Annotated in this window: 17 protein-coding genes; 10 read left to right on the plus strand and 7 right to left on the minus strand. The window is 43.9% G+C overall.

Going from position 1 to position 17,893, the window contains the following annotated elements; all coding sequences use genetic code 11:
* Positions 1-169: 169 nt before the first annotated feature.
* Entirely contained in the window at positions 170-1,003 is an 834-nt protein-coding gene (gene nadC / locus ACZ5QV_RS11540; protein ID WP_464599946.1) for a carboxylating nicotinate-nucleotide diphosphorylase, read from the minus strand.
* A gap of 303 nt (positions 1,004-1,306) precedes the next feature.
* Between nadC and ACZ5QV_RS11545 the strand changes: the two genes are divergently transcribed.
* The 3 genes from ACZ5QV_RS11545 to ACZ5QV_RS11555 all read left to right on the plus strand — a co-directional run bounded on the left by ACZ5QV_RS11545 (position 1,307) and on the right by ACZ5QV_RS11555 (position 4,423).
* The gene (locus ACZ5QV_RS11545; RefSeq protein WP_464599947.1) at positions 1,307-2,122 is read left to right on the plus strand and encodes an aspartate dehydrogenase; all 816 of its coding nucleotides are present in this window, start codon (positions 1,307-1,309) and stop codon (positions 2,120-2,122) included.
* Between the two features lie 330 nt (positions 2,123-2,452).
* On the plus strand, positions 2,453-3,370 hold the full coding sequence (gene nadA, locus ACZ5QV_RS11550; protein WP_464599948.1) for a quinolinate synthase NadA: 918 nt from the start codon (positions 2,453-2,455) through the stop codon (positions 3,368-3,370).
* Between the two features lie 180 nt (positions 3,371-3,550).
* Positions 3,551-4,423, plus strand: coding sequence for a geranylgeranylglycerol-phosphate geranylgeranyltransferase (locus ACZ5QV_RS11555; RefSeq protein WP_464599949.1), 873 nt, complete (start codon positions 3,551-3,553; stop codon positions 4,421-4,423).
* A gap of 608 nt (positions 4,424-5,031) precedes the next feature.
* Here ACZ5QV_RS11555 and ACZ5QV_RS11560 read toward each other — a convergent pair.
* Entirely contained in the window at positions 5,032-6,279 is a 1,248-nt protein-coding gene (locus ACZ5QV_RS11560) for a methionine adenosyltransferase (RefSeq protein ID WP_464602098.1), read from the minus strand.
* Between the two features lie 105 nt (positions 6,280-6,384).
* Positions 6,385-7,119 carry an RNA ligase partner protein gene (locus ACZ5QV_RS11565; protein WP_464599950.1) on the minus strand — a complete coding sequence of 245 codons (735 nt, stop codon included), beginning with the start codon at positions 7,117-7,119 and terminating at the stop codon, positions 6,385-6,387.
* Between the two features lie 830 nt (positions 7,120-7,949).
* On the opposite strand from ACZ5QV_RS11565, the gene ACZ5QV_RS11570 reads away from it, so the two are divergent.
* Both ACZ5QV_RS11570 and ACZ5QV_RS11575 read left to right on the plus strand, forming a co-directional pair.
* Positions 7,950-8,255, plus strand: coding sequence for a hypothetical protein (locus tag ACZ5QV_RS11570; protein WP_464599951.1), 306 nt, complete (start codon positions 7,950-7,952; stop codon positions 8,253-8,255).
* A 602-nt stretch (positions 8,256-8,857) separates the two neighbouring features.
* Positions 8,858-9,259, plus strand: coding sequence for a thioredoxin family protein (locus ACZ5QV_RS11575; protein WP_464602099.1), 402 nt, complete (start codon positions 8,858-8,860; stop codon positions 9,257-9,259).
* 199 nt (positions 9,260-9,458) lie between these two features.
* On the opposite strand, the gene ACZ5QV_RS11580 is transcribed toward ACZ5QV_RS11575, so the two are convergent.
* Both ACZ5QV_RS11580 and ACZ5QV_RS11585 read right to left on the minus strand, forming a co-directional pair.
* On the minus strand, positions 9,459-10,250 hold the full coding sequence (locus ACZ5QV_RS11580; protein ID WP_464599952.1) for an ABC transporter permease: 792 nt from the start codon (positions 10,248-10,250) through the stop codon (positions 9,459-9,461).
* Positions 10,237-10,941 carry an ABC transporter ATP-binding protein gene (locus ACZ5QV_RS11585; RefSeq protein ID WP_464599953.1) on the minus strand — a complete coding sequence of 235 codons (705 nt, stop codon included), beginning with the start codon at positions 10,939-10,941 and terminating at the stop codon, positions 10,237-10,239. Before ACZ5QV_RS11585 ends, ACZ5QV_RS11580 begins: the two co-directional genes overlap by 14 nt.
* 566 nt (positions 10,942-11,507) lie before the next feature.
* On the opposite strand from ACZ5QV_RS11585, the gene pyrF reads away from it, so the two are divergent.
* Positions 11,508-12,170: an orotidine-5'-phosphate decarboxylase gene (pyrF, locus tag ACZ5QV_RS11590; protein ID WP_464599954.1), complete on the plus strand. Its 663-nt coding sequence runs from the start codon at positions 11,508-11,510 to the stop codon at positions 12,168-12,170.
* 688 nt (positions 12,171-12,858) lie between these two features.
* On the opposite strand, the gene ACZ5QV_RS11595 is transcribed toward pyrF, so the two are convergent.
* Together ACZ5QV_RS11595 and ACZ5QV_RS11600 are read right to left on the minus strand one after the other, a co-directional pair.
* On the minus strand, positions 12,859-13,053 hold the full coding sequence (locus tag ACZ5QV_RS11595; RefSeq protein WP_464599955.1) for a hypothetical protein: 195 nt from the start codon (positions 13,051-13,053) through the stop codon (positions 12,859-12,861).
* 79 nt (positions 13,054-13,132) lie between these two features.
* Positions 13,133-13,282, minus strand: a complete 150-nt coding sequence (locus ACZ5QV_RS11600) for a hypothetical protein (RefSeq protein WP_464599956.1) — start codon at positions 13,280-13,282, stop codon at positions 13,133-13,135.
* 233 nt (positions 13,283-13,515) lie between these two features.
* Between ACZ5QV_RS11600 and ACZ5QV_RS11605 the strand changes: the two genes are divergently transcribed.
* From ACZ5QV_RS11605 to ACZ5QV_RS11620, 4 genes are all read left to right on the plus strand, one after another.
* Positions 13,516-13,773 (plus strand): hypothetical protein, encoded by a 258-nt coding sequence (locus ACZ5QV_RS11605; RefSeq protein WP_464599957.1) that lies wholly within the window; start codon positions 13,516-13,518, stop codon positions 13,771-13,773.
* Positions 13,774-13,817: 44 nt separating this feature from the next.
* The gene (locus ACZ5QV_RS11610; protein ID WP_464599958.1) at positions 13,818-15,059 is read left to right on the plus strand and encodes a hypothetical protein; all 1,242 of its coding nucleotides are present in this window, start codon (positions 13,818-13,820) and stop codon (positions 15,057-15,059) included.
* Positions 15,060-15,169: 110 nt separating this feature from the next.
* Complete coding sequence (locus tag ACZ5QV_RS11615; RefSeq protein WP_464599959.1) at positions 15,170-15,898, plus strand: DUF4145 domain-containing protein; 729 nt, start codon at positions 15,170-15,172, stop codon at positions 15,896-15,898.
* A 584-nt stretch (positions 15,899-16,482) separates the two neighbouring features.
* Positions 16,483-17,892, plus strand: coding sequence for an AAA family ATPase (locus tag ACZ5QV_RS11620; protein ID WP_464599960.1), 1,410 nt, complete (start codon positions 16,483-16,485; stop codon positions 17,890-17,892).
* The last annotated feature ends 1 nt before the right edge of the window (position 17,893 follow it).

Consider the following 17,893-nt stretch of genomic DNA (forward strand, 5'->3'; position numbering starts at 1 on the left):
TCCTTCATAATATTTCATTGGTTAGTGATCTTTAATGTTTTCAACGAAACCCAATATAAACTTTATGATCTGGTCTAGTTTTTCAAGTCCATTTTACAGATTTTAAGATTGATAATATATATATTTATATATCAATTAATCCTTATCGATTTTCCTTTATTTCTTTCTATCATTTCGCATAGGTGGTAACCTCCAGACTTATGTCAGTCCACCTGGCTTTATGGATGAGGGCCCCCATTGAAATAACGTCCACTCCTGTTTTTGCATACTCTTCCAGGTTTTCCCAGGAAATTCCACCCGAGGCTTCGACCAGGATCGACTGCCTCAGCCCTTTTTCCTCAAGGGTCTTAAGGGTGCTGACTATTTCTTCCGGCGTCATGTTGTCTAGCATGATGATGTCTGCCCCGAGCCCTGCGGCAAGAACCGCGTCATCCACAGATTCGACCTCCACCTCGATTTTCTTTGTGAAACTGGCCTCTCCGGCGGCCCTGATCGCGGCTTCGATTCCCATAAGCTGGATGTGGTTGTCCTTTATCATGATGGAATCCGAAAGGTTGAACCTGTGCGAGTCCCCTCCTCCGGCAACAACGGCTTTTTTTTCGAATTTCCTTATGCCCGGGGTGGTCTTTCTGGTACATGCCACCCTTGTACTCTTTGAATGTTTCCTTACCAGTTTCACGCAACTGCTAGTAAGGCTTGCAATCCCGCTCAGGTGCCCGAGGAAATTCAGGACCAGGCGCTCGGCCCTGAGGATGGAGACAGCTCCTCCTTTAAGTCTGAAGATTGTATCTCCTGCTTTCAGTTCGTCCCCGTCCTTCAGGGTGGTTTCAGCCCGGACACCCAGGTAATTGAAAATTGCACCGGCTTCTCCGAGCCCGGCGATCGTACAGGCTTCTTTTGTGAAAATGATTGCCTCTGCGGGCCTGTCCGGGACCAGAGTACAGGAAATGTCGTCGTGACCCAGGTCTTCTTCTATGAACTGTTCGATTTCTTTGATAAACATAATGCGTACCCCGGCTACTTTATAGCCCATGTTCCTTATAAGAGGTACGGCTTCTTCTTTCTGATGTGGCTGCTTCCTGCCTGGTAAATAATCGAGATAATTGGGAAAGCCGGAAAAAAACTTCCCAACAGAAAGCTTAAGGATGGGAAAGATATACAGCAACTCTTATAATTCGGTCCCAATAAGTTATTCCGGAATATTTTGGAAAAATGTTGGAAAAAATTTTTAAATTTTTTGGAAGCCGGGACCTCAGAAAAGTAGAAAAGACGCTTAATATATTGATTATTTTACCAGGAGTTTGCAATGCTGAAAGTAGGAATTGTCGGTTGCGGGTTTATCGGAGGGCAGATCTGCATGGCCATCGAGCGCGGAGATGTTAACATGGAACTTTATGCCCTCTACGATGCTACGGAAGAAAAAGCTCTGAAACTTGTTTCTTCCCTGGAAACGTGCAACCCGACATATATGGAGCTTGAGAAGCTTGTCGAGGGTGTGGACCTTGTTGTGGAATGCGCCTCCCAAAAGGCGGTCCGCAGTATTTTGCCCGTGGCCCTTAAAGCCGGCTGCGACGTGATGGTCCTGAGTGTTGGGGCCTTTGCGGACCGGGAACTCAGAGAAGAGATCTTCGGACTTGCCCGCAAACATAACTGCAAAATCTATTTCCCCTCGGGAGCAGTCGTGGGAATCGACGGACTGAATTCAGCGTCCGCCGCTGATATTTCCAGGGTTACCCTGACCACCAGAAAGCCTCCAGCGGGCCTTTTAGGGGCTCCTTTTGTGGTCGAGCACGGCATAAAACTCGAAAAGCTTAAGGGAGAAACTCTTATTTTCAAAGGGTCCGCAGCAGAAGCTGTCAGGGCTTTTCCTGCAAACGTAAACGTAGCCGCAACCATCAGCCTCGCCGGCATCGGTTTTGAGCGGACGGAGGTAATAATTATCGCAGACCCCGGACTTTCCAGAAACATGCATGAAATCTCTGTGGAAGGGGCCTTTGGAAAGTTCACGACCAGGGTTGAAAATCTACCTTCCCCTGAAAATCCACGCACCAGTTACCTTGCAGCGCTCTCAGCGGTATCCACCCTGAAAAAGCTTGCAAATCCGATTCAGATCGGGACCTGAAAGCCACAAAAAATAGCGGCACGTCCCGTATATGTTTGAGCGATAACTCAAGTAAACTTGATATGAGCTTAAATGGATTTTATATCAGCTGTCGAATACTTATATAATATGTTACGTATCTCCCTGTATTCACCCAGGCAGCAGGCCAGTTTTCATTTACTGTCAATGAGGCAGGTGTAAATTAAAACAGGAAATCAAGTAAACTTAAAGGTTCACAACAGTTTGACATTTTAAATAATCATAAGTTCTTAAATGGTCACAACTCACCTTTCTATCTTGAGTTCAGACCATTTATTTAAATTCCCATTTTAAGTTTTTCCGGGTGGTTTAATGGAGCAAGCAAAAATTATAGACCGGATCAAAGAGTTGAAAGAAAAACGAAACGCAGTAATCCTTGCCCACTATTATTCCCGGCCTGAAGTTCAGGATATCGCGGATTTTGTGGGGGATTCCCTGGCCCTGAGCCAGGAAGCCGTACGTCAAGACGCGGACGTCATAGTCTTCTGCGGTGTACACTTTATGGGAGAGAGCGCAGCAGTTCTCTGTCCCGATAAAACAGTGCTTATGCCGGAAATCGACGCAAGCTGCCCGATGGCCGACATGGCGGACGTGGGCCCTCTCAGGGAAGTGAAGAAAAAACACCCTCATGCGGCAGTAGTCTGTTATGTCAACAGTTCGGCGGCAGTCAAGGCCGAGTCCGACATCTGCTGCACTTCCGCAAACGCGGTGGAAGTCGTAAATTCCCTGGAAGCCGAAGAAATCCTCTTTGTGCCGGACAAGAACCTGGCAGCTTACGTGGCAGCCCACACGGATAAAAAAGTAATTCCCTGGGAAGGGCACTGCCCCTGTCACCACCAGATCATGAAGGCCGACGTCCTGAGCATGAAGGAAAAACACCCGGAAGCCAGGTTTATAGCGCACCCCGAGTGCCGGCCCGAAGTCCTCGAACTCGCTGATAAGGTGGCGAGCACCAGGGGAATGATCACGTACGCAAAGGAGTCCTCCAGCCAGGAATTTATCATAGGGACAGAATGCGGACTCCTCCATGGGCTTTCAAAGGCAAGTCCCGATAAGAAGTTTTACTGCGTGTCAGGATACGCCTGCTGTCCCAGTATGAAGATGGTGGACCTTGAAAACCTCCTGGCCTCTCTTGAGAAAATGCAGACCGTCATAACCGTCCCCGAAGCCGTGAGGGCCGGGGCAAAGCGGGCTCTCGACAGGATGCTCGAAGTAAAAATCAACAAATGAACCGATTTCTTAAATTTTAAAAAAGATCCCTGTTCAAAAAAAGGACAGCACCTCAAAAATCACTTATCCGGCCTTTCCACAGGTCCGGATTTTCCCGGATTCTTTTTCCAGCTAAACTGAGTCGGAGAGGAGCCGGAAAAATCCGATACTTTTAATACTTTATACCGCTGCTATCTTCTGATGTCCGGTAGAATGCGCACATATCTTGAACTGATGAGGTACGGCAACTGCCTGATGGCAGGCTTTGCGGCCCTTATAGGGGTGGCCATAGCTTATAATATTTTAACGGGAGATCTCCCGACTTCCTCCTATCACCCGGGGCCTTTCCCTTTCTCTTCCGCAGGTCTCGTTTTCCTGGTAGTCTTCCTGGTATCAGGGGCCGGAAACGCCATAAACGACTATTTTGATGTTGAAATTGACACCATAAACCGACCTGATCGCCCGATCCCTTCGGGGAGGGTGGGGACGAAGGAAGCCCTTTACTTATCCCTTTTCCTCTTTGCCCTGGGCAGTGTCCTGGGCTTCCTTATAAACCCGGTCTGCGGGCTTATCGCTCTCTTTAACTCCCTGCTCCTAATCTTCTACGCAAAGACCCTGAAAGGCACCCCCTTCTTTGGTAACCTGAGCATAGGTTACCTTACAGGCTCAACCTTTTTATTCGGAGCCTCGGTCTTTGGCACCCAGGGCCTGGAAGTCCTCTCAGTGCTCTTTTTGCTCGCAGCTCTCGCGATCACGGCCCGGGAAGTCGTAAAGGATATCGAGGACATGGAAGGAGACGAAAAAGGAGGAGCCGATACCCTGCCCATCCGCATAGGAGCCAAACAGGCCGGCTACCTTGCAGCCGGCATAGGCTTTCTTGCGGTGATTTTAAGTCCCCTTCCCTATCTCCTAGGAATTTTAGGCACCCGCTTCCTCTATCTGGTCATCCTCGCAGACCTGGGCTTTTTTGCGGCCATCTTCCAGCTGCTCGCTAAAAATAACCCGACAAAGTCCTCAAAATTCTTCAAACTCGCAATGCTTTTCGCCCTTATCTCCTTCCTGGCCGGAGCCTGAACAAAAGAAAATCTGAAAGCTGAAAAAAGAAAATCTGAAAGCTGAAAAAAGAAAATAGAAAAATTATGGAAAAATATCCCTTAGGAATGGTGAAAATATAACTTCAGGTTTTATTTTGGGAGTTGTTTCATACTCATACATGTTGTGTTTTTGTGTAAGGGGGTGTTTGGTGTGTGTGCATTCAAACCACGGAACACACGGAACACACGGAAAGAACGGACGGAAGACGATAATTACGGTTGTTCTGGTGTTGTTTAGGAATAGTTGAAAAATAACTTCATATTTTCAGTCAGGAAATCACTTTAGACCCATACAGGTTGTATTTTTGTTGATTGAGACATTTAGTGTGTGCATCCAAACCACGGAAAGTCACGGAAAAGCACGGAAAAAGAATGCGAGTGGACGACTATTATGGTTGCTCTGGCGTTTTTTTGTCTGCTTGAGCGAGCGTAGCGAGTGAAACGGACCCCGTGCTCCCGAAGCGGAACTCGGGTATTTAAAGGACCGGCGTACTCACCGGCCATCAGGCCGGTTTCCGTGTCCTTCCGTGTGTTCCGTGGTTAAGAAACGGTAAACAAAAATACTTGATATTATATTTGACTCATTCCTTAGCAGATAGGGATTTTCCCGGCCGCAAGTTCCATGCAGAACGCTCCGATGTTTTCAAGCTCCTTTTCCATAAGTTCGGCAGCTTTTGCTTCCACATCCCCTGCCGCCCCATTTTTCATTATAAGCTGGGCGGTGGCGATCTGCGGCATGTCGATGGGGGTTCCGATTTCGCTCAGGAGCCAGACATAGACTTCCGCGATTTCGGGGATTTCCCTGTAAATCCGGTCCGCGATCCTGTGGGAGAGCACGTTATAGATTTTTCCGATATGGCTCACCGGATTTTTCCCGGCTGCGGCTTCACTGCTTACGGGGCGGTTCAGGGGGATGATTCCGTTTACCCTGTTACCCCTCCCGACCTGCCCGCAGTCAGCATCCTCGGCGGACGTCCCGGTGACGGTTGTATAGATCCCTTCCATCCCCCGGCCGCGCATGTCAAGGGTGTTCAGGGAAGCCGAAGTTTTCAGGAAAAGGCCGGGGCCTGATTCCGCGTTTTCCTTTTCAGCGTTTTCAGATTCCGCATAGCCTGCTGCAAATTCCTCGATTCGTTCCAGGATTTCGGCTTTCTGCCTGAAATAGGCCTCTTCGGATTCCACAAAGCGGTCTATGAGCCCCATGGCAACTGTCAGGTGGATTTCCGAGTTCTGCCTGAGGCCCATGACCTTGATATCTTCCCCGGACTCGGGGTATTCCTTTTTGAATTTTCCGGAGTTTAGGTAGCGCTCGCACTCGAGCACCAGCCGCTCGGTGGGGCTCATGGGGGCATAACCAACAGCTGCGGAGGTGTCGTTTGCCCCCAGGATTTTCTTTCCCCGGCTGAAGAGGTCGGTGAGTTCGGCAGAGCCTTTTTTCAGTTCCACCTGATAGAAAAGGCTTTCAGGGTCAATGAAACGCAGGTTTTCCGAAAGCCAGGCTTTTGCGCTTCTAACGGCGATGCCCTCTACATCGATTTCCACCCCTCCGGCCTCGAAGGTTGCTCTGTCTCCGAAAATGAGTCGCATAGGGTTTATGACCTGGCCGCCTCCGAAGTTCCCCTCAACCTCGCCCGCAACGAGCAGGCCCTTGTCAATGTTGTGGTGCAGTATGGTCCCGAACTTTTCCAGGTACTCCCCGCAGAGGGCAACCGAGACCCGGTCCATTATTGAATCACAGATATAGTCCGGGTGCCCCAGGCCCTTTCTCTCGACAACCTCAACCCGCTGCCTGTGGATTTCCGAAGCTCTCAACTCTTCTATTATGATATTTCGCAGACTCAACCCTCCGGGTTTTGAATCCGTTTTTACTTCTTTATAAAATTAATCAGAGATTACTCTGATATTCTGAGATTACTCTGATATTCTGAGATTACTCTGAGATTATTCCTCTTTATCTATATTTTCCATATTCCCGCCTTCTCCTTCTACTGTTTTTCTCAACCCCGGCCCGTGCTTCAGGTACTCCCTGATCATCATGGGGAATGTACTGGCGGGCACGAAGCGGACCCCCAGTTGCTCCGCCCATTTTTCTATCCCGTAGTCACTTGCAACAACGGCCGCGTCCAGTTCCTTGGCAAGGATAAGGACGTCTATATCCGGGGCACTGTCCAGAATCCCGTAGCGTAGGGCTGCCCGGTATTTGTTCCTGAATTTCCCGATGATGCTGCCTATGACTTCCCTCTCGATTTCGTCTTTCATTTCCTTATTCCGGTTACCGGGCTTTTCCAGATAAAGGCACTGAGAGGCGGCCTCCAATATGGCGTCTTCCGCAACCCCCATGCCCCGGTTAATCCTCTCCCGCATGTGGGATACGTATTCGTGGAAGATCTGAGAGGTGACGTCCACATTGTAGCGGTCAGGGGACTTTTTCACAAGCCAGGTATCGATCTTCGCCATCACTTCCCGGTCGCAGTTGTTGTGGCTTGCAAACTCATACATTTCCTTATACACCGACGGATATGGGACGTAACAGCTAATCCCGAAATTGAGGCGGGCGTCAGCTATGAGCTCAAGGATTGCTTTCATCCCCCCGCAGAGCTCCGGCTGGCCCATTACCTCGCGGGCTTGCATGTCCGTAAGTGCCGTTGTATCCAGTACGAATCTTTGTTTGAGCATTTCTCCGGTCCCTCGCATGGTCCAGCCCCTGTAGGATATAATAGAGCAGGATTGACTATTAAGAACTGAAATGAATCATTAATTAAGAAATTTCCCGAATATCCTTTGTTTTCCTTTTGAGCAGTCTTTCTTTTGCCTTTTGCATATTATCTGGGCCCGGCATGATATATCCTTTGTCAAGGTATGCAATCTGGAAATATGGAGCTGGTACGAACGTTCTTTTTCAGGAAATTCGGGAGAGCTTTATGACCGGCAATTATTTTCCAACGGAAAGATTATTATTGCTCGTTATGAATTTTTATTTCATATGAACCATATAATTATTAATCGTTATGAATAGGCCTCTATTTAGGATAAAATGAATAACTGTATATACTTTCAAAACCAATATGTACTTAGGAAAGTTAAAAGAGCTGTTTGAAAAAAACCTGAATGTAAATTGTTCTCAGGAGCAGGTTGGATAAGCTCTGAAATGAAACGGGTTTCTTAAAAGTGTCTGGAAATGTCAGACTTTACAGGCCTCCATAGACATTGGAATATTTATTAATCTGATGTCGTTACAATCCGTTTTACTTCAGTTAGTTCCTGAAATGCAGCTTTCTACAACGAGGAAACTTTTCCTTTATATTCATAGTAAATTAAAACGGTCAATCAAACTTATTAAAATCCTTTTCCGGTCTGGAAAAATGGCACCATAACTCTCTGGGAAAAGATTTATTTGATATAATCTTGGAGGAGGAAACATAATGCCTGGGTATTGTAACATCTGCAGTCGGAAATTGAAGGCTGACGCTCTGGTAGTAGATACCAGTCTTGACATGAGACCTATTTTGTTCAGTGAAGTACAGGGAGATAAATCAGACATTATATGCATTGATTGTGCAATTGATGCCGTCGAGAACCCACCCTTTGTGTGCTCGAGATGCGGCCAGCCAATTGAGTTCAGTGAAGAATTCTACGTATTCAAAAAAGCCATTGCAAAGCCTGCCGGGGCCACGGTAAAGGAAGAGGAGTCCTGCTTTGAGGACCGTCACCTGTGCAGCACATGCTTTGAAGACATCATGGGTTCCGAAGCAGAAGAGAAAGAGGTTTCTCTTCCTAAAAAATCCATGAATCTGCGAGTGCTCTTCGCCTGATACCTGTATTTCTCTTTGAGATCCTAACTTTTCTTTGATATAAAAAATGAAATTTAATTCCCTGACGAAAACAAATCTGCATTTCAGACCTGAAATGGCGGTCGGAATGTAAGATTATGAGACAGAACTGTGTTATCAGTTCTTTCCCCTTGTTCCTTTTCTACCCGAGTTCCGCTTCGGGAGCACGGTGTCCGTTTCGCTCGCGTTGCTCACTCAAGCAGACCAAAGCACGGTGTCCGTTTCGCTCGCGTTGCTCACTCAAGCAGACCAAAGCACGGTGTCCGTTTCGCTCGCGTTGCTCACTCAAGCAGACCAAAGCACGGTGTCCGTTTCGCTCGCGTTGCTCACTCAAGTGGACCAATTAAGTAGCTTTTAATGGTGTATTTTTTGATCTTTTTTTTGTTCTGAAATCTCAGTAAAAGGGCCAGTACATCCTGTTTCAGTTCCTATTCTTGATCCGTAGCAGGGGTCGCGAGAAGTAAGGTTTCGAAGGGTGTAGCCTTTTTTTCGAATCTCATAAGCACATATATATCTGAAAATTCCAATACAAATGTAATTAAATCATGTTTCCGGGCCCGGGGAAGAAACCGGGCTTTTTGGAGGTGTTGCTATTGGGTGAAAGTTATGTTCTAAAAGTCGAAGACGCAAGCTGGGAAAAGATGGTAGAATCCGGGGAAACCCCTGTTCTGGTAATGTTTACAAGCCCCACCTGTCCTTTCTGTAAGGCCATGGAGCCCTATTTCGAAGAGTATTCCGAGGAGTTTAAAAATTCGGTGACCTTTGCCATGCTGGACGTTTCCGAAAACAACTGGACGGCGGAGAGGTTCGGGGTCCAGGGTACACCGACCCTTATTTTCTTCTGCAAGGGAAAAGTCGTATGGCAGCAGGTGGGCCAGATCTATCCCTCCCTGCTTAAAAAAATGATTGAAGAAATGACCGTGCATGGGGAGGAGTGCGTGAAAAAGACCACTCCGCTGGGGCAGGATATTACAGGCTACGCTTGAGCGTCAACTACCCCTGAGATAAGTCTCAGGGGTTTCTCGCTCAGGTTTTATCTCGTGTCGCAGAAGACTCCTTCCTCGATGTTTCTAATCAAAGATTAGAAACTCCTGTTAAACCTGCGGTTTGACACGACCTCCGTAGGCGGGAAGGTGGGGGGGGCCCGGCCTGTCTTTCCGCTTTTCCACTTTTCCGCTTATCTTCTCATTTTTCTTTGTAGATTTCCTTTTTTACCAGCCCGTATTCGTCAAATGAGACTTTTATGGTGCTGAATATACAGAAGGTCGTGCTCATGACTGTTGAAACGTAGATTGCGACCATTATGGAAATCTGGTACTTTATGGCGATAATCGGGCTTGCCCCTCCCAGGATCTGCCCTGTCATCATGCCGGGCAGAAAAACCAGCCCGACGGTTGCAATGTTTGCGAGGGTGGGCCGGAGGGCCGAGTGCAGGCATTTTCTTATGTAGGGCAGGAGGGCCTCGTATTTCCCGGCCCCGAGGGAGAGGGCGTAGAGGTATCTGTTTTCGTTTCGCCGGATATCCGTATAAAATTCCCCGAGCCCTATGACGTTTCCCCGCAGGGCGTTTCCGAGTAGCATGCCTCCTATGGGGATAAGGTAGCGGGCCTCCAGAAGGTTGTCAAGCCTGAGGATGAATTCGTTGAAGTACAGGAGCACGCTCAGGTTTGCCAGGGAAAAGGAGATAATAACGGGTAAAAAGAGTTTATCCAGCCGCAATCCGACATTTCTGACGGTTGTGGAGGACGCAACCCCAACCATACCCAGGACCCAGAGGACATTCAAAAGCCCGTTGTTCAGGTCAAAAACGAAGGTTAAAAAGATGCCTACCAGCACGAGCTGAACCGTCATCCGCGTGACCGAGACCAGGGTTTCCTGGCTGATTTCAAGCTTTATTGCCCGGCTTATCAGGAGAGGTACGAAAAGCAGCAGGAAGCAGAACCCGAGCGACAGGACTGATATGTCAGGGGATGACATCAAAAACCCTCCTCTCAGTATTCTTTCCGCTTTCGGTGTGCTTTCCGCTTTCGATGGTCTTTTCGCTTTCGATATGCTTTCCGAGTTTTACTACTTTCACACCCTCACGTTCCCATTCGGAGTCGTGGGAAATTATGAAAAGCGTCCAGTTCTTCTGGCTCAGAAAATAATCCGCAACTTTTCCTTTCAGGCCCACGTCAAGCGCCGAAGTGGCTTCGTCAAGGAGAAAGACGTCTCTTCTCAGAAGGAGAGCGATTATTATCCCGATTCTCTGTTTTTCCCCGCCTGAGAGGTATTCATAGTTTTTTTCAAGCGTGTCCTCCTCAAGCTCGAATTCGTCCAGGAGCAGGCGCAGTTTTCCGGAGTCGAAGAGTTTCCGATTTGCCCTGTAGGAAAAGATATCTTCTATCAGCTCACTAACCCGCCCCTCCCCGAGGTCCGGGTCCTGGGAGACGTAGGCGACCGCCTTTCGGAGTTCCCATATATTTTCAGGCCCGATTGGCCCGTTTTGAAAATATACCGTGCCTTCCTCCGGTTTTGCGAAACCCAGGAGTATCTTGAATAAGGTTGATTTTCCGCTTCCGGATTTTCCTTTCAGCAGGACCTTTTGCCCGGGGCCAATCTCCAGGTTGAAGCCTGAAAGGACCTTTTTATTATTGAATGAGATTCCGATGTTCTCGTACCTTATCATTTTAGTTCATTTCTTATATTCTTATAGCAGGATATAACCCTATTCGGTTTTTTCAGTGTGGGCCGAAAGGCCGAGATAAAGTATATAAGCAGAGAAGTGTTCAAAACAGCCAGAACCGTATTTGAGAAGGCTAGGAATGATTCAAATATAATATCAAGGATTTTTGTTTACCATTTCTTAACCACCCGAATTCCGCTTCGGGATCGCAGTAAATCGAAGATTTACTGGGAGTTGCACTGCAAGTGCAACAGCACGGGGTCCTTTTCGCTCGCTTTGCGAGCTCAAGAGGACTAAAAAATGCCAGAGAAACCGTAATTATCGTCTTCCTGCGTTCTTTTTCCGTGTGTTCCGTGTGTTCCGTGGTTTGAGTACACACACCAAACGTCTCTACCAACAAAAACACAATCTGTATGAGTATAGAGCAATTCCTGAAATCAAATTTTGAATTATATTTTAATCATTCCTAAGCCCTTGTTCGAAATTAATTCGAGAATTTTGGTACCTGATACTAATAAACATAGATAACTATTATATTATTTTTAGATTATTTAAAGGAGTTAAAATACATGGAGAAAAATACCCGCCTGATCCTTGCCCTCGACGTAACCGACCGGGCCGAGGCCCTGAAAATTGCCGGAGACGTCAGGGAATACGTGGACGCAATTAAGGTAGGATACCCGCTCGTCCTTGCGACAGGCCTTGAAATCGTGACCGAGCTTTCAAAGATGGCCCCTGTTATCGCGGACTTCAAGGTCGCCGACATCCCGAACACCGACCGCCTGATCTGTGAACAGGTTTTCCGGGCCGGAGCCGAGGCCGTGATTGTCCAGGGCTTCACCGGAAAAGACAGTCTTGAGGCCTGTGTCAAAACCGCATCAGAGGCCGGAAAGGACGTTTTCGTGGTAAGCGAAATGAGCCACCCCGGAGGGGCCGAGTTCTTCCAGCCCGTAACCGAGGCCATCGCAAAGATGTCCCTTGAAGCCGGAGCTTTCGGGCTTGTTGCTCCTGCCACCCGGCCAGAGCGCGTAAAAGAGATCCGGGGGATCATTGGGGATAAGCTTACCATCATCTCTCCCGGCGTCGGGGCCCAGGGAGGAAGCGCAGCCGATGTTATCGCGGCCGGGGCTGATTGGGTGATTGTCGGAAGGGGTATTTACCAGGCCGAGAATCCTGCGGAAGCTGCCCGGAAGCTTGCGGAAGAAATTAAAGGTGAGCTGGAAAAAAAATAAAGGGGCCTGAATCCTTAAAGTTTATAATCAAATACATGTATCATTAAGTATTATTTCGGATTGAGTGCCTGTGATGAGTACTTTTGCTGATTTGTGATGAACCCTATGAGTACTGAGGCACTCATTTTTTGAATGTTGAGGTATTTCCTCATGATTCCTCAGGCAGGATGCCTGCGACTTTAGTCGTGGGAGGAATGCCGTCAACTTTCAGGCATTCCGTTCCACGTTTGGATTTCTCCACTCTGCTTTTGAAACAAGTTCCCGTAGCAGGTAACGTAGTTTTTTAAACTATCTCCCCTCGCCAATGTTGAATATGCTTGTCATGTGTAGCACACCGCCCCTACCTCTCAGGACTTTTAATGCTACACGATAGGGAATTGGACTGAGGAAGCATCCAAATGTATCGTGACATATCCAACGTAGTCAATTAAGACTTAAGCTGGTCAATCAAGGCTTGCCGAAACAAGCCTCCCACTTTAGTGGGGGGTGATTGACTAACCAGTCCTTCATTTCCAACATCATTTACAATCCTCAAACTTTCTGTATAGGTTGAGAATTGGGGAATTTTAAACCGCCGAAAATGGAGAATTCTTAACCGCCTTTGACATTGTGTTCGGGCCGGCTGCCACGAGCCAGCGCTGGATATCTTTTTTTTGCAGTCGTGACCAGCCTTCGACTACACGCTGAGTTATTTGGGTCCGCTTTCGCAGATCTTCTTGCAGATGTTGGAAAAATACCGGATTTTCGAGTGGTGCTTTGCGATTTCTTCGTCTATCCCGGCAAACTCCAGAATAAGCGGGTGTTTCCGGAGTTCCTCAAATGTGAGGTTCTCAGGGTCAGGGCGTGGGGCCTGCGAGGAAGGAGAGGTAAGGTCTGCGCTCATGCCCCAACCCCCCGGTTTCTACTGAAAAAAAAGACGTTTGCGGAAGCGTTAGGCGTTGATTCTGTCGCTGTGGTTTCGGTCATGCGGCCACCTCTTCTTTTTCTCGAAAGGTGAACCGAACAGCACGGCGGACGGCGGCAGAATAGCTGTCATATTGCTTTTCAACGTTTACGACCCGATCCAGAATTTTTTCATCGTCAGGGTCGAATGTGATAGTTTTACGAGTCATGGGAATCATCATCCATCATAAATGATTCATTTATCATCTTTATGAATCATTTTGATATATATAGATTCCTTTTGATGTAAAAATAACAAAATAGTATTTCAATGCAGAAAACTTATACATACATGATGAAAGAGCGATTTAGCATTACTCTTGATAGTGATCTTCTTGGATGGATCGAGTCATTGATTAAAGAAAAAGTGTTTTCGAGTAGAGTTCACGCGGTCGAATTTTGTGTGGCTCAGCTAAAAAACATAGGAATTGAAAATGTAATGCTGATGCGCTGGGGAAAAAATGAAATTGAGCCTGTTTTCCTTTCAAAAAACGAAATTCAAACAATCAGCAAGGTTTCAAAAAAATTAAATGTCAATAAGGATGAGGCTTTAAAGATTCTCATTTACCGGGGATTAGAAGAGATAAGCAAAGATTCCCAGGGATCTGAAAAAGAGAAAGAGAATGTAGAGCTTCCTCCACGAAAGGTTATTTTTGATTAATTTTTTTTCGTTAATCCAACTGTATGTATAAAAAATAAGTGTAAATGAGTGATAAGATGTATGGTTCTAATTATTTATTCAATACTGGAGATTTAAGAAATTTCCTCCAAGAACAAAAGGAGTCTGCGCTTAGAGAAATCAAAGATAAAAATTCTAATTATATATTAAATATAAATGTCCCTGATTACTCTAAGTACTTAGTTGAAAAATATACACTTGCACCACCTATTCTTCAAGAAGAAAAAATTTCTATTGACTCTAATGAAGTAGAAATTGATGTATCGAGAGATCCAAGTCTACACTTTAGAGATAGTAATAAGCCCTATTATGTGACTGGAACAAAGATTACCTTGTATATCCCTTTTGAGGGGGATTCAGTTTTATTTAAATACAAGCCTTCACGTTCTTACGTTGGTCAGATTTTTGAAGGTACGTTAGTAGGTCAAGAAATACACGTCCCTTTCTCTTTTAAAGATAAAACATCTGAGTTTGTAAACAATGGAATTGATAGACAAATTGGTTATATAAAAGATTACTTGGGTTTTGTTGAGAAGGACGTGAGACAATTTAATAATTCTATATCTCAAGCCATCGAGCAACAAATAATATCTCGAAGAGAAAAACTACTGAGAGATAATAATCTTGTCTCAGCTCTTGGCTTCCCTTTGAGAGAAAGAAGTGGAATGCCCACAACCTACAGCGTTCCTACAATAAGAAAAAGCATCCCTAAACCTCCAGTAGCTTCAACAGAGAGTTTCGTACCAGAACCAGCATTAGATATGGAGAACTACGAGCATATTCTTAATGTAGTCAGCAACATGACTCTAGTTATGGAACGGAGCCCAAAAGCGTTTAAAGATATGGGTGAAGAAGATATTAGACAACATTTTCTTGTTCAATTGAATGGACACTATGAAGGCCAAGCAACTGGTGAAACATTTAACTATCAAGGAAAAACGGATATATTAATTAGAGAGAATGGGAAAAATATTTTCATTTCAGAATGTAAATTTTGGAAAGGCGGGGGTGTTTTCAAAGAAACTATTGATCAGATACTTGGTTATTTGAGTTGGAGAGATACAAAGACTGCTATATTCATATTTAATAGAAATAAGGATTTATCCAATGTCTTGTCTCAAATTCCAGGAATAGTAAAGGAGCATCCCAACTTTAAAAAAGAAATTAAGTACAACTCAGAAACTGGGTTCAGGTTTATACTTGGCCATAATAACGATTCCAATAGAGAAATATATTTAACAATATTGGTCTTTGACGTGCCAAAATAAAGTATATCAAGAGAAAAAAACTCTTCTGTAAATAACAAACAGATTTAGTTTTGAGACATATCACATATTTTAATATAGATTAAGACAAAAACATATATTGATGGTTTCCAATGAAAGCTCCTTACATAAAACCTTCTTACAGAAGTAACGGATTTAATTGTCCTTATTGCAAATTTTTTGCACATCAAAGCTGGTATATTATTTTTCATACTTATGATGATCAAATAGATCGGTTGCCCATTTACAAAGAAAGCAATGATTTGCAGGGTAATTCTAGGCAATTGGATCCGGGTTCTTCGATTCGATGGAAGTTAGGTGTTGAAAATGTTTGCGATACTTCATTAAGTAAATGTAGTCACTGTGGCAAATACGCTTTTTGGATTGAAGACAATATGATTTTTCCAAGAGTTTCTCTTGCACCATTGCCTTCTGATGATATGCCTGAAGATGTAAAAGCTGATTATTTGGAGGCCATGTCTGTTGTTGAAACTTCACCTAGAGCTTCATCGGCACTATTAAGGCTTGCTTTGCAAAAACTCATGCCTCATCTTGGAGAAAAGGGACAAAATATCGATGGTGATATCGGTAACTTAGTCAAAAAAGGTTTGCCTCCCGAAGTCCAAAAAGCTCTTGATTTGGTACGTGTTATTGGGAATGAATCAGTTCATCCTGGAATATTAGATTTGGAAGACGATAAGGAAACTGCTTACACTTTGTTTAAATTATTGAATTTTATTGTTGACGATAGAATTACTCGAAAAAAAGAAATTGATGATCTATACTGCAAACTACCGCCATCGAAATTAAAAGGTATAGAAAATAGAGATTCGAAATGTTGAGAGGTGCATAAGGTAACTGATTAATTCCGGCAGCCTTTTGCCGCAGTTTCTCAAAAAAGAAATGTTTGTTTTTTGTGATATGAACTCCTTTTTCATAGTTACCTCATATAAACGAAAACTCCATGCCTTCTGAATGATCTATACTCACTGAAAGCACCTAACAGCATCATACAAACTCCAGAAATCCAGAAAATATTAGAAGAAGCGTTTTGAGTAAAGGCCATTACAAAAGTCCCGCTACTAAACACTACAAAACCAAAAAACATTAAAATAATGCCTAAAATGCGTATCCCCCAGCAATACAGATCATTTTCGAGATTAGCGCAGGAGAAATTATGAAATTGAGCATGTTTTCCTTTCAAAAAACGAAATTCAAACAATCTACAAGGTTTCAAAAAGATCAAATATCAATAAGGATAGGATAAAGCTTTATAGATTCTCATATACAAAGGATTAGAAGAGATAAGAATAAATTCCTAAGAAGCGGAAAAAGATAGGAATAATAAAGAGGAAAAGCTCCAAAAGTTCTCCTTTGAGTAACTTTACAATACCTTAATACAATTATACCTTATGAGGGAAAATTAGTGATATTTGATATTGAAAATCTGGGTGCAGTTATAAAAGGTCAAGTTGAAATAAAACCATTAACTGTTTTTATAGGACCTAATAATACTGGAAAAACGTGGGCTGCTTATGGGATCGCGGGTATTTTTGGTCCAATGAGTTGGAAAATTTACACTAGTTCTTTTTTAGATGGAAAGCTGGAAGAAAAGTATCCAGAAATTGAGGCCCTTATAGAGACTCTTTTTGATAGAGGAAATGCAAAAATTGACATTATTACATTTTTTAAAGACAATGGGGTCTCATATTTTAATAATCTTTCAAAACTTTTACCTTTGTGGCTAAACAGGTTCTTCTCCACAGACAATGTTCCATTCAATAATTTATCGATATCTATAACTGGAGATATTAATCTAAAAAATCCAATAAACAAACTTTTGCAAGAATCTATTGATAAACAAATATCCCCTGATAAGGACGGACAGCCAATAGTCAAAATACATAAAGATGAGCAAGATTCTTTAATTTATTTTTATCTCTCAGAAAATAGGAAAGAGGAATTGCCAAAAAAAATATTGATTAACTCGATTTACAAAACTATTTTTCGGTCTATACACAGAGCTTTGTATTACAATGTGCGGTATTTACCGGCTGAAAGAACTGGTATTCTAGCCCTTCTAACCTCAGAGGTTATTGTGAGTAATAAAACAAATGATAAGGAGCAAGATAGTCAATTTGATTCGATGGATTCCATTATGCCTCCTATGCCAATAAACAATATGATTTATTTATTAGGAATAATTAAACAATCTTCAAAATATAATGCAACACTTAAAAAAAGGATGAATAATAAAAGTTTAAATAAGTTTTTTGATCTGGCAAATGTTTTAGAAAATGAACTTTTGAATGGAATGCTGGAGTGTAATGAAGATAAAGAAAACAATGGAGTCTCTAACCTTTATTATAGATATAAGGAAAATAATAATGTACTCCTTGAGTTACCAATTGTATCCTCTACAGTTAAAGACTTAGCACCTTTATCCGTATATTTAAAGTGTTTTTTAAATAATAATGATCTTCTTGTAATTGATGAACCAGAAATGAATCTTCATCCTATTAACCAAGCAAAATTTATTGAATTTTTAGTGATGCTTGTGAATTCTGGGGTTAATTTGATGCTCACTACCCACAGTCCTTATATGGCAAACCATCTTGAGAGTCTAATTAAGGCCTTTGATAGTGAACAGCTAAACTTGGAAAGCTCATTTTACTTAAAAAGACGAGATGCCTTCATTTCAAAAGAAAACGTTTCAGTGTACTATTTTGGGAACGGCGGTATTAAAAGTATACTTGAAGAAAATGGAAGTATTGATTTGGAATCGTTTAGTGAAGTTGGCGAAGAAATTTCAGAAATTTACTATGAAATTGAGTGAG

This window comes from Methanosarcina baltica (assembly GCF_055394095.1).

Coding starts and splice junctions, on each gene's coding strand:
- ACZ5QV_RS11555 (WP_464599949.1), top strand. CDS start 3,551: ATGTCCGGTAGAATGCGCACATATCTTGAACTGATGAGGTACGGCAAC.
- ACZ5QV_RS11600 (WP_464599956.1), bottom strand. CDS start 13,282: ATGACTCGTAAAACTATCACATTCGACCCTGACGATGAAAAAATTCTG.
- ACZ5QV_RS11585 (WP_464599953.1), bottom strand. CDS start 10,941: ATGATAAGGTACGAGAACATCGGAATCTCATTCAATAATAAAAAGGTC.
- ACZ5QV_RS11565 (WP_464599950.1), bottom strand. CDS start 7,119: ATGCTCAAACAAAGATTCGTACTGGATACAACGGCACTTACGGACATG.
- ACZ5QV_RS11610 (WP_464599958.1), top strand. CDS start 13,818: ATGAGTGATAAGATGTATGGTTCTAATTATTTATTCAATACTGGAGAT.
- ACZ5QV_RS11580 (WP_464599952.1), bottom strand. CDS start 10,250: ATGTCATCCCCTGACATATCAGTCCTGTCGCTCGGGTTCTGCTTCCTG.
- ACZ5QV_RS11545 (WP_464599947.1), top strand. CDS start 1,307: ATGCTGAAAGTAGGAATTGTCGGTTGCGGGTTTATCGGAGGGCAGATC.
- pyrF (WP_464599954.1), top strand. CDS start 11,508: ATGGAGAAAAATACCCGCCTGATCCTTGCCCTCGACGTAACCGACCGG.
- nadC (WP_464599946.1), bottom strand. CDS start 1,003: ATGTTTATCAAAGAAATCGAACAGTTCATAGAAGAAGACCTGGGTCAC.
- ACZ5QV_RS11595 (WP_464599955.1), bottom strand. CDS start 13,053: ATGAGCGCAGACCTTACCTCTCCTTCCTCGCAGGCCCCACGCCCTGAC.
- nadA (WP_464599948.1), top strand. CDS start 2,453: ATGGAGCAAGCAAAAATTATAGACCGGATCAAAGAGTTGAAAGAAAAA.
- ACZ5QV_RS11615 (WP_464599959.1), top strand. CDS start 15,170: ATGAAAGCTCCTTACATAAAACCTTCTTACAGAAGTAACGGATTTAAT.